Genomic DNA, 12,997 nt, shown 5'->3' on the forward strand with positions numbered 1-12,997 from the left:
TCAATTCCAACGCAACTGATTGTTTCCCGTTCGAACAATCATATAATTATCCATAAGGTGCTCAATAGCTTTGAGTACCTTTTCTTTGATGTCCTCAGGAAATGCATCTACTATCGTATGCAAATCGGTGGGCTCTTTTTTGAGCAAGTATTCCAATTTAGTTTTAATTTGATAATACTCATGATGCTTCACATACTGGTCGTGTCTACCCAAGCAAACATCACAATGACCACATTTTGGGGCGCCATTTTCATCAAAATAAGCCAATAAAAGCTGATTTCTACATTGCAAAGTTTCGGCATAGTACAACGTGCTTTCTAAACGTTTTTTTTGACGCTCTTTCAAAAAATGGTAACGCTGTTGATCTATCACAAGCTCTTTTTCAGGTAAGCGTTCTACTAAAAAGGTCAATTGGGGGGCATCTTTTTGGGGTTTGTACTGAATAATTGCGTCTTTGTGCAATTTTTCTAACATAAAAATCAACTCCTTATGAGGCACTTTTAAGGAGTGTGCCAACTGCCCTTCTTTGATATTCACATCATGATTAAACGCTCCTTGCGAAGAACGTAAAATAATATGCACTAGTCGTTGCAACTTATTATTTCGAAGCATATAATCATACATCTCTTCTTTCCGAACAATCACCCGCAAGGTCGAAGGGAAAAATACATTTTCTGTCAAATCCAGATACTCTTCCTTCATCAACACTTTAAGCGCATGTAAGGTTTCTATTGGATTTAGATTAAATGTTTTGGCAAAATCTGGAACATCCAAATCAAACGTCTGTCCTAAACCAGCTCCAACCGCCAATTGATAATAAGACCCCAGCGCTTGATAGACCCTTCTAATTTCTTTGACAGAAGGATAAGCCTGTTTGAAATAGCGTTCTTGCTTGATTCGATCCGATTGGTTGTACAATAAAATACCATATGCTCTTTGTTCGTCTCGACCTGCTCGACCAGCTTCTTGAAAATAAGCCTCCAAGCTATCTGGCAACGTCAAATGAATAACAACTCGAACATCTGGCTTATCAATCCCCATTCCGAAGGCATTGGTTGCCACAATAATTCTAGTTTTGTTATTAATCCAATCTTCTTGTACTTTCTCTCTGGTATCTCCATTTCTACCAGCATGATAATATTCTGCCGATATACCATTTTTTTTCAAAAAATAGGCTACTTCCTGCGTTTCTCGTCGATTTTGTACATATACAATTCCTGCGCCTGCTATTCGCTTAAGAATATCCAACATCTTACGGCGCTTATTTTCTTCATAAAGAACAATGTAGGATAAGTTTTCACGCGTAAAACTCTTTTGGAATACCTTAGCTCCTTTGGAAAAGACTAATTTTTCTTGAATATCCTTTACGACAGGTGCTGTTGCCGTAGCCGTCAGCGCAATTAGCGGTACTTTAGGTAGTAATTCTCTAATCTCTGCTATATTCAGGTACGATGGTCTAAAATCATAGCCCCATTGAGAGATACAATGCGCCTCATCTATTGCTATTAGACTTACATTCATTTGCTTGATACGCTCTATAGCCAAGTCTGATGTCAAGCGTTCAGGTGATAAATATAAAAACTGTACTCCTCCGTGAATGCAATTGTCCAACACTCGATCCATTTCGGCTATGTTCATCCCCGAATAAATGGCATAAGCTCTAACTCCCCTTTCTTTCAAGTTTTTAACTTGATCTTTCATCAATGCAATAAGGGGAGAAACCACTATACAAATCCCTTCTAAGCAAAGTGCTGGCACCTGAAAACAAATTGACTTCCCTCCACCTGTTGGCAACAGAGCCAAGGTGTCATTCCCGTCCAATACAGACTGAACGATGTCCAATTGTAATGGACGAAAATCATCATACCCCCAATATTTTTTGAGTACTTCTTGTGGTGTCAATTTTCTTCTGCTTTTTGATTTTAGAATTTAATAAACGCATGACTGATGATAGTAGTTAGCTACGCTGCTACTACGTGGTCGTTGATTACCTACGGTGCTACTAGCTCCCTGCAGTCGTGAGATCGCTATCGCTTAGTTGTTTACTTTTACCAAAAAGATAAAAAATCACATTTACATTAGTTTGATAATTAAATTTTTAACCCAAAACACAACAAGCAAACAACTTGTTGATTATCAAACCAATAAGGCTTTTCAACGACCACAAAGCAGCAGCGCAGCTAACTATTGTTATGACCAACTCCTACTAAAACAATAACTTTGAACTTTCAAAGTCCAAAAAATCGTAGTGTTATCCATTCAACTGCGTACAAAAGTACAATATCAAGTTTTTGCACCCAATTTTTGATGCAATTTTTTAACATAATGGGTTGTCTCCAACAACCGTGAACCATACCAAGAAAAGAGCTCACCATCAACTATTTCTACTCTAGCGTTAGGGCAAATTTCTTGAAATATTTGAACGTGCTTTTCTTTGAATGGATAAGGTTCTGAAGATAATAAAATTAATTCTGGTTGCTTCGCCTGAATTTCTGCCACAGTTACCGATGGATAGCGCAACGATTCAGCAAAAACATTTTCAAAATTGGCTTTTTTTAATACATCATCAATAAACGTGTCACCTCCCGCTACCATATAAGGATTTTGCCAAATAAAATACGCTACTCGCCAAGGCGGCTCACTTTGTTCGTTAACTAAAGCTAAAAAATCTTCTTTTAACTGTTGAATTAGAGCCGTACTTTGATCGGGCACATTTAAAACATTTCCTAACAAAGTCATCATATCCCAAGCCTCTTCCAAGGTTTGCATGTCACTCATCCAAACAGGGAATTCCTTTTGCAAAGCTTCAATATCTGACTGCGTATTTTCTTCTTTATTGCCAATAATCAAATCAGGCTTCAAAGCCCTTACTTTTTCTAGATCAACGGTTTTAGTTCCTCCTACTCTTGGTTTATTTTTGTACCATTCTTTAGGATGTATACAAAACTTCGTTATTCCAACTACCCGTTCATCTAATCCCCAATAATAAAGCAATTCGGTCTGAGAAGGAACTAACGAAACAATACGCTTAGGCTCCTTAGGAACTTCTAATTGTTGATGCATTTGATCGATTACTAATTTCATATAGAAATTTATTTGGATACTGAAAATGGAGGTAGTATTTTGTGTGAAAAGGCTTCAAAACGAACCCTAATTTACAACAAAAGAACCAAGATTATATGAATTACCTAATACTAGTTTTTTTATTTTTGGTCAGCCCCAACCTTATAGCTCAAGGCGATCCCCCTCTTCTAGAGCAGCTGGTTCAAATTCACGACTTAATTAAAGAAAAAAAATTAAAAGAAGCACGTTTTAATTTAAAGTTATTTCAACAAAATTATTTGCATCTACTCGACCAATCTAGTCTTGAATTGCAAACATATCATACTGTAAAATCACATCTCTTTGGCGTACAAGAATCCTACGACGAGGCACTCATTCACATCACCCAAGCGTTAAAAATTGCCAAACAACATCCTGATTCTTTGCGCTATCTAAGTTTAACACACTGGGCAGCACGCTCCATTTACGAGCAAACAAGCCAATATCAAAAAGCCATTCAACAAGGCGAAAAATTAGCCTCTATCTACAGCTTGGGAGGTTTAGAAGAACAAATTGACTTGGGTAGAAACTACCAGAAAATGGGGATTTTTTACATAGAAAAGAGAGAACCCACCAAAGCCTTAGAATATTTTAATAAAACACTTTCTATTTATAACAAAACACCTCAAGCGTCTCTTATTGATTATGCAAGTTTGTATCGTGCTTTTTCTATGGCTTACAGTACTTCTGGGCAATATAGCGAACAAATTAAGTATATCAACAAAGCACTAGCTATTACCCAAAAAGATACCAGTTCGCTTAGTAAACAACTAGAAATATCGTTGCTAAATAATTTAGGGGCTTATTACATTCAAACCAAACAACCCAACAAAGGACTAGAGACGTATCACAAATATGTAGCCGCTACAGTCAAAGAACATGGACCTAATAGCGTTTTGGCATCTGTTGCTTATAGCAATTTGGGAATTTCTTATGCTCAAACTGGTGATTTGGAAACAGCCGAGACTTATTTTAGGAAAAATATTCAAATCAAAGAAAACATCCATGGCAAACACAATCCTGATGTAGCAATTGCATATGGCAACCTTGTCATTCTATTAGATTTGATGGAACGATACGAAGCTGCCCTTCAAGCGAGTCAACAAAGTTTTATCGCCAATACCAAAGATTTTGAGGACAATAATCCCTATCTTAACTTAGTCCCTGTCGTTCAAAAACACAACATACTAGATCCCATTAATGCTATTGGCAATCTCAATAACCGTTCTAGAGTTTTCTATAAATTATACCAAAAAGAAGAAAAATTAGAATACCTCAAACACGCTCATCAAACCATCCTTGCTCAAATAGAAATTTTAGACAAAGTTAAAAATGAATTGAGTGATGAAGATAAACTTGGTTTACTCAATGAGCGATTTATGCCCTTTACTTTAGGCGTTCAATTTGCAGAAGAATTGTATCAAATCACAAAAGACAAGCGTTATTTGGAAGCAGCCTTCCAATTAGCCGAACGCAGTAGAGATGCCGTTTTAACAAGTGCATTAAGTGCTCAAAAGGCACTTAATTTTGGCGGCGTTCCAGATAGTCTGATTCTCAAAGAAAATCAACTAAAAAAAGCTATTAGCCAATTGAATAAAAAATTATTACACAAAAAAAATTCTGAAGTAGATTATTATGATTTGCAAGAGCAAACTTTTGAACTCAAACGAGCCCAAGAACAGCTCATCAAACAATTGGAACAAAACTATCCTCAATATTACCAAATCAAGTATAAATCAAATATAGCATCTGTCGTAGATTTACAAACACGAATTTTAGACCCCAATACTCAACTAATTGCCTACTATATACAATACCCAAAGGCTTATATCTGGTCGATTACTCAACAAAATGCACACCTACAAACCATCCAATTAGACAGTAATTATATGAATGACATCCATACTTTTAGAAAGGTATTAACCAATTTGAAGTATGTTCAAAAAAATCCTATAAAAGCAGGAGAATTATACGACCAACTATCCTATAAATTTTATAATTCCTTTGTAGCGCCTGCCCTAACATCACAAAAATTCAAACGACTAATTATTATTCCCGATCATCTACTAGGACACCTTCCCTTTGAGGCATTTACCACAAGTTATCAAGCACAACCTCTTGTCGATTATCACCAGAAAAATTATTTACTCAAAGACTATGAAATACAATACTCTTATTCGGGTACGCTGCTTTTAAAAAATAAAGATCAGTACAATTTTTTGTCGCAAAATGTTCGTCTACTTGCTGTTGCAGCCGATTATAATAAAACGAATTTTACGCAACAAAATCGAACAGAGGAAGATTTGCTTATTCGGCATAACCTAGCCCCTCTCCCCGAAGCGATCAACGAGGTTAAAACACTGGAAAAAATAGCCTTGGGCACATTTCTTTATGGCAATGAGGCGTCGGAACATCTTTTTAAAAAGAAGGTTCCTCAACATGGAATTATCCATTTGGCCATGCACGGTATTTTAAATCAAAAAAATCCGATTGCTTCTTCTTTGGCATTTACCGAAAATGGCAGCGAGGTCGAAGACAATTTTTTACATGCTTTCGAAATAAGTAATTTATCGTTTGACGCACAATTGGTTGTTTTAAGTGCTTGCGAAACGGGGTATGGAAAGTTTGAACGTGGAGAAGGGATTATGTCCTTGGCACGTTCGTTCATGCATGCGGGGGTGCCTAGTTTGGTGGTTAGCTTGTGGCAAGTCAACGACTACTCTACTTCTAAAATAATGGAATATTTTTATAACGAACTCAAAATGGGCAAAACAAAGAGCGAAGCACTACAAGCTGCCAAATTATTCTATTTAGAAAACACCGAAGGTATTTCTGCACATCCTGCTTTGTGGGCTGCCTTTATCCAATTGGGCAACCATGAGGCTTTAAAACTAGAACAAGAACTTCTTTTTTCGATGACAAATTTGTTCTTATTTATACTTTCAATTGTATTGGTTATTGTCCTTTTCCGATTGTTTCTCAGAAGACGCAAAGAGCGAATTGACCTTGATAATACGACATTTGACTAGGTCTTTTGCCAATAGATTTCATTTAGCGTATTAAGATCAAAATCATATAACATGAAGTTCTATAAAAATGACTTCTTTTATTCAAAAACTCTTAACTTTACCCATGTGTTTTAGGTATACGTTATTAATACTTCGTGGCTTTTTGGGTCTTTTATAAAAAAGCCACGAAGTAATGTATTATGTTATTACCATAGCAGTACCATTAACTACTATTATTATAGCCATTTACTTAAGTAATCCATTCATTAGATGAAACAACTGTTATCTTTAGGGTACATTATTGTCTTATTTTCTTTTTTGTGTTCAAGCTGTGTCGGAACAAAAAAATTCAAGGCGTTGGAAGAAGAAAAACTAAAATTGGAAAATACACTTTTAGGAACCAAGCAAGAGTTGTCACAAGCCAAACGAGAACTCAACAAATTGAAAGACGCCTCGTCATCTGCCAACCTAACACAATCGGGAACAATCAAGAGTTTGCAGCAACAACTGGAAGACAACCAATCGGCTTTAGATGCTGCACAATCGGCTACCGTTAATTGTCAGGCTCAGTTGAAACAAACACAAAAAAAATTAGCCGACAAAGATTTATTAATCAAAACAGAATTAGAACCTTATAGAAAAATTAAATCAGGGTTAACGACTCAAAATCGCTCTTTGCGAGCTATTCGGGATGATATTAACGCTTTACTTGCTGCTAATCCTGAATTTAAATTAGTTCAATGGCTCAACAAGGATGAATTAACCTTGACATTTGATAACAAAGACTTATTTTCATCATCTAGTCGTTCGGTATCAAGCAATGGACGAGCATTGCTCTATCAACTAGCAGAACTATTCAAAAAATACCCTGCGGTTTATATTGACATCAATGGGCATATGCCCGCTAGTAGTGCCGTTAAAGATAATTGGAAAAATAGTACTCGCAAAACCTTATCGGTACTCTATACGTTAACACAGAAGGACATCCCACAAGATAAGATTCGGGTGATTGGCTACGGGCAGTTCAAACCTATTGTTTCGGAAGAAGATCCCGAAGCTAATCACAAAAATAGCCGTACTGAAATTGTCTTGCATTATCAAAACCTAGAACTACTAAAGGTAGTTCCAATTGACTAACTATTCGGTTTTAGAGTTGCTTTATCCTTTCAAACGAAAGCAGTCAATCAATGAAAATTATTTAGTAATAGTAGTTAGCTACGCTGCTACTTCGTGATTTCAACGAACTATTGTTAGTAACACTTGATATTTTAATCTCACATAGTGGAGTTGCTTATAACTTCCAAAACAATTAATTAAATCGTCATGCAAAAATACTTTAACTACTGTATTATCCTTTTCTTTTTTGGATCATTATTGTCTTGTGTTCCCAATCGAAAATTCCAAGAAGAAGTATCTGCTAAAACAAAGGCTCAACAAGAGGCTTCACAAGCAAAACAAAGTGCCGAACAAGCACAAGAGGAACTTGAGTTAGCTCAAAAAGAAATTCAAAAAATTGAAAAAGAGCTTCAAGAACTAGACAAAGATTATACTTTGATTAAAACTCGTTATGATCAACAAGAAAAGCTTAACAAAGACTTGCAAATTCTTTACGACAAAGTATTGGCAGTCAACGAAAAATTAACACAAGAAGCAGCAGGAAAAAGCAGAGAATTGACAGAAGAAGTTACACGCAAACAAGAAGAAATTCGCCGCAAAGAGGACGAGATTCGCCGTCGTGAGCGAGAAATGGCAGACATGAAACAACGCATGGACCAAGAACGTGCAGAAATCGAACGACTGCAAAAAGACTTAGAAGACAAAAATGCTAATATTGATAACCTTCAAGGCGATAAATCAGCGTTAGAAAAAAGTCTAAAAGCCCGCGAAGAAAAAGTAGCTGCACTAGAAAGTAGCTTGGCAGCACGTGAAAAACGAGTTAAAGAATTAGAAGATGCTATTGCCTCTCGCGATGCAAAAGCCAAAGCGCTAAAAGACAAATTATCACAAGCTTTGTTGGGTTTTGAGTCCTCTGACTTGAGTGTAGAACAACGCAATGGAAAGGTATACGTGTCTTTAAGTCAGAATTTGCTATTTGCTACTGGAAGTGCTCGTTTGGACAGCAAGGGGGCTGGGGCAATTACAAAATTGGCTGAGGTTTTGAACAAAAATAATGAAATCAACGTCTTGGTAGAAGGGCATACCGATAGCGATGGAGATGAAAAAATGAACTGGGAATTGAGTACCAAACGCTCTTTGTCTATTGTCGATCAGTTAATCAAAAACAAAGTTAAACCAAGTAGAATTACTGCGGCAGGACGTGGCGAGCATGTGCCTATTGCATCTAACGATACTGAAGCTGGAAAAGCTAAAAACCGTCGTACTGAAATTATTTTATCTCCTCAGTTGGACGAAATTATGAACATCTTGAAGAACTAAAAATTTACTTTCTTCCTTCCTTATAAGTCTGCAATTGATGTCAATTGCAGACTTTATTTTTTTTAATAAAAAAAAACAGAGCCTTTAAAGTAAAGGACTCTGCTTCATTATTTTTATTGATAGCTTTCTTTCAGATAAACTACTCCTCTGTTTGGTCTACTTTTTCCTCCTTTTTGGCTGCTTCTTCTTTTGCCGCTGCCTCTGCCGCTAGTTCTTCTTCTGTTGGCAAACTCAATAAACCTCTTTCATTTAAGAAATTGAACCATTTGATCAATTTCTTGATGTCACTCACCAATACTTTATCTCTGTCATACTCTGGCAAAATTCCTTCAAAATAGTTCTTAATCTCTACAGAACTTGCTTTTGTTGCTACTGGAGGGTTGGATTCCAATTGAGTTAACATGCTAATAAATACTGCTTTTAGTTCTACTGTAGCCTCTTCTGTATCTGTATAAATAGAAATAGATTCTAAAGGAGTAAATTGATGTCTTCTACTTGGCGCAAAAAATTTCTTGCCTGTATCCAAATCTTCAATAATTAATCCATTAGGACGATTAGCTGCCATTTTATAAATTCCTGAACGTCCACTAACCGCAACAAGTTTCTCTAAATTCATTTTTTATTTTTCTTTTATAAATTATAACTCTGTTTATTTTCCCAACAAAAATTTACTTAATTGAGGTAAAATACTATTTACAATAAATACCATTTTGTTGGTTTTAAATTGTTTGTTCTTAATACCAATTTTAAGTTTTTGAATAACTAACTATTAAGTAGTATTTCGACTAAACCCGACAAAAATACAAATTTGAGCCAACTCAACGAATTCATAGCCCTAATATTTCGGCTTATTACAATTTTCATAACGTTAAGTGATAAGATAGATGTTAACACCTATCTTAAAAACCTTCATTTCATATTATATTTTATACTATTTTTACAAACAAAATTGCCTTTCATTCGTTATAAATAATAACAATGCTACTCACAAGCATTTTTCCTTACTAACTTTCACTACAGTAAGAACATTCTTTAGCCCAAAAGAATGCGTTCTCTCTCTCACCTATCCTATTATTGGCTATTCTAGGATATGCACCTCTACTTATTGTAGAATAAGCTTCACTTACATTTCATTCGAACTGTTGGCAAAATAATATTTTTTAAAAAAATAATTATAAAAATTATGAAGTCACTACTACCAATTTATTTCGTTTTATTTTCATCCTTTCTTGCTACAATACATGGTCAAGAGGCACATTGGGAAAATGGTATTCAAAGTTTTGAATCGGCTAACTATAAAGCTGCAATTGCCAATTTCAAGCAATATGAAACAACAATTGCAGCTCAACAACCTAGCACGCAATTCCATATTGCTAAGGCTTATTATCATTTACACCAATTGGATTCTGCCATACATTATTATGAAAAAACACTTCAATTTGACAATATCAATCGCATTAATCAACGATGCATCCTCGGATTAAGTCGAGCATATTTACAAAAGGGGGATTTTGAAAGTGCCTACAAAACAGCTTTAACCTATTTGCAAGACAACCCTGATGATGAAGCTGTTCGTACCGAATTTCAAGACATTTGCCTTTGGGCATATTTAATCAAACACCATCGTTTGAATCCTGAATATTTAACCAATTACATCAAGAAGCCTAGTTATATTATTAACTCTGTAGCTGCACAGAAACTAATTGCTCGTAATGTTAGAAATGAAGCAGGCTACAAATTTGATTCCGATCGACTAGAGCAAATTGGCTTGGCTCAACGCTGGTATGGTACATTTTATAACGAGACAAAAGAACAGTCGATTCATTTCATATTTATTGATCCTGATTTGATAGAAAGTGTCCGAGAACAAGAAAAAAAGGCAAGCGAAATTATGACCAACGAAACCTTACCAATCTACGAACGTTTAGGTGCTTTTTATTTTCTTACGCCTCTCAATGATAAAAAAATGAACCTTGCATTGGAGCAAAAAGAGGAAACGTTTCGCTTTTGCACTTGTCTAGAAACGCCTGATTATGTTGCCAAACGCTACAAAAAAAAATGTATAAAAGACAAGCGTTCTATCATACAAGCAGCTGTCAATCAAAACACTGCTTTTGCTAATTAATATTACTCTATAGAAAATTGTATTTAATTAAAATATGCTCCCAATAATCATTACTCCGTTGAAACCACGTAGTAGCAGCGCAGCTAAATCGTATTAGTTTGATTATCAGTAAGATGCACCTTTAATAGCCTTTACACTAAAAGACTGATAATCAAACTAATGCAAGATGCTTTTTTACGTTTTTACTTCGTGAGCCTACGGGTTCGTAGGAAAACTAAAAAATCAACGGAGTATTAAATAATGTAACAGCTAGTTTTTTGAGATGCATCTATTTTAAAATTTGCAACCACTTTTTCACGATAAGATGAGTTAAGAAATCGTAATTCACAAAAAAAAACGATAAATTCAAGCTTTATTTGTAACAATAATTTGCGATATAGCGTTAAAGGTTGGCTTTATTCCCTTCCGATAATACTGATACGAAATTAAGAATGATCATAAAGCACGACAAAAGTACACTTTACCAAAAATTAAAGACTCATTTTGGCTACAATAGTTTTCGAGATCAACAAGAAGCCATTATCACACATATTTTAGAAGGCAATGATACCATTGTACTGATGCCAACAGGAGGCGGAAAATCACTTTGCTACCAAGTCCCCGCATTGCTTTTAGAGGGGCTAACGTTGGTCATTTCCCCTCTAATTGCCTTAATGAAAGATCAAGTGCAAGCCTTAAATGCCAATGGCATTCCTGCGGCATACCTCAACTCTAGTCTTACCACAGCCGAAGAAAAAGAAATTGAAGCACAACTAGAACGTCATGAGTTAAAGTTGCTCTATGTTTCTCCTGAAAAAGTTTTTGCTCAAAATTTTCTTTCTTTTCTTACTTTATTAAACATTCGACTAATTGCTATAGACGAAGCCCATTGCGTTAGTAGTTGGGGACATCATTTTCGTCCAGAATATCAAAAATTATACTTACTCAAAAACAAACTACCACAAGCTACAATGGTTGCCTTAACCGCTACCGCAGACAAAGCAGTACGATCAGATATTGGCCAACTATTGGGTATGCAGAGCCCTACTACCTTTCTTTCTTCTTTTGATCGTTCCAATCTATCGTTATCTGTTTTGCCTGGACAAAAAAAATGGGAACAGATTCGTCGGATTGTTCGAAAATATGCCAATAAAAGCGGCATTATATATTGTAGTAGTCGAAAATCAACCGAATCCTTGGCAGCAAAACTAAAAGCTGAAGGTGTCAAAGCTGCTTGTTATCATGCAGGTATGATGAATCGCCTCAAAGAAAAAACGCAGGATGCCTTTATTCAAGGGGATTTGGATGTTATTTGTGCTACCATCGCTTTTGGAATGGGCATTGACAAACCTGATGTGCGTTACGTAATTCATTACAATATGCCTGGCAACTTGGAGAGCTTTTATCAAGAAATTGGTCGGGCAGGACGAGATGGACAAAACTCTGATACAATTCTATTTTATAGTTATCGAGATGTTCAAACGCATTTGGGTTTTGCTAGTGAAATTGACAATGAAATTTATAGAGATATTCAAATTGCCAAGCTCCAGCGAATGCAAGAATATGCAGAAGCGCAAGTTTGTCGGCGAAAAATTCTATTGAGTTACTTTAGCGAAACCTTAGAAGAGGATTGCGGCAATTGCGATGTCTGCAAAAATCCTCCTAAATTTTTTGATGGAACTCTGCTTGCTCAAATGGCACTTTCTGCGGTGGCAAGAACACAGCAAAAAATTAGTCTTAGCACCTTGATTGATATTTTGAAAGGGTTTTATACTGAAGTAGTTCGAGAAAAAAAATATCACGATATAAAAACCTTTGCTGTCGGCAAAAAAACAACGGCTGTAGCTTGGCAACTTTACATTCAACAACTGATTCAACAAGGAATACTAGAATTAGATTACAAGGATCACTATAATCTCAAGCTTAACGATTATAGTTGGCGTATATTAAAGGGGGATGTTTCTGTCAAACTGGTAAGTTATGATGTTATTAGAGAACGTCAAGACACTCAAAAAAAACAAGCCAAAGTAGCTCCTAAACTCGTTTTAGAAAGCAATCCTTCTCTATACGAACACTTGCGTTTGTTGCGTCAAAAGCTTGCCAAACAAATCAACAAACCTGCTTTTGTTGTCTTTAGTAATGCTAGTTTAAAAGACATGAGTGCCAAAGCCCCAACAACACTAGATGCTTTTTTGGAAGTCAATGGAGTTGGTGAACACAAGGCAGCACATTATGGTTCGCAATTTATTGAGGCGATTCTAGAATTCCAAGAACGAGAGACCTAGGTACATTAGCAATGTCCAAACACTTACCTATTTTATTCTTTATTGTATTAATAATCTAAGTA

8 protein-coding genes are annotated in these 12,997 nt (G+C 35.8%); 5 read left to right on the forward strand and 3 right to left on the reverse strand.

Translation table 11 applies throughout. The features are described 5' to 3' along the window. Nucleotides 1-1,902 carry an ATP-dependent DNA helicase RecQ gene (locus tag CG11_RS14130; protein ID WP_052597278.1) on the reverse strand — a complete coding sequence of 634 codons (1,902 nt, stop codon included), beginning with the start codon at nt 1,900-1,902 and terminating at the stop codon, nt 1-3. Between the two features lie 381 nt (nt 1,903-2,283). Next, entirely contained in the window at nt 2,284-3,084 is an 801-nt protein-coding gene (locus tag CG11_RS14135; protein ID WP_052597280.1) for a helical backbone metal receptor, read from the reverse strand. 95 nt (nt 3,085-3,179) lie between these two features. On the opposite strand from CG11_RS14135, the gene CG11_RS14140 reads away from it, so the two are divergent. From CG11_RS14140 to CG11_RS14150, 3 genes are all read left to right on the forward strand, one after another. Continuing rightward, nucleotides 3,180-6,131: a CHAT domain-containing tetratricopeptide repeat protein gene (locus tag CG11_RS14140; protein WP_052597282.1), complete on the forward strand. Its 2,952-nt coding sequence runs from the start codon at nt 3,180-3,182 to the stop codon at nt 6,129-6,131. A gap of 249 nt (nt 6,132-6,380) precedes the next feature. Continuing rightward, complete coding sequence (locus CG11_RS14145) at nt 6,381-7,247, forward strand: OmpA family protein (RefSeq protein WP_052597285.1); 867 nt, start codon at nt 6,381-6,383, stop codon at nt 7,245-7,247. A gap of 186 nt (nt 7,248-7,433) precedes the next feature. Then, a complete protein-coding gene (locus tag CG11_RS14150) occupies nt 7,434-8,546 on the forward strand; it encodes an OmpA family protein (RefSeq protein WP_052597286.1) in 1,113 nt (370 codons plus the stop codon). A gap of 139 nt (nt 8,547-8,685) precedes the next feature. Here CG11_RS14150 and CG11_RS14155 read toward each other — a convergent pair whose 3' ends face one another. Continuing rightward, complete coding sequence (locus tag CG11_RS14155) at nt 8,686-9,162, reverse strand: DUF5606 domain-containing protein (RefSeq protein WP_052597288.1); 477 nt, start codon at nt 9,160-9,162, stop codon at nt 8,686-8,688. 567 nt (nt 9,163-9,729) lie between these two features. Here CG11_RS14155 and CG11_RS14160 point away from each other — a divergent pair. Together CG11_RS14160 and recQ are read left to right on the forward strand one after the other, a co-directional pair. Further along, on the forward strand, nt 9,730-10,671 hold the full coding sequence (locus CG11_RS14160) for a lipopolysaccharide assembly protein LapB (protein WP_052597289.1): 942 nt from the start codon (nt 9,730-9,732) through the stop codon (nt 10,669-10,671). A gap of 431 nt (nt 10,672-11,102) precedes the next feature. Then, complete coding sequence (recQ, locus tag CG11_RS14165; RefSeq protein ID WP_052597291.1) at nt 11,103-12,935, forward strand: DNA helicase RecQ; 1,833 nt, start codon at nt 11,103-11,105, stop codon at nt 12,933-12,935. Nucleotides 12,936-12,997 lie beyond the last annotated feature (62 nt).

Source organism: Aureispira sp. CCB-QB1 (assembly GCF_000724545.1).
Lineage (GTDB): Bacteria > Bacteroidota > Bacteroidia > Chitinophagales > Saprospiraceae > Aureispira.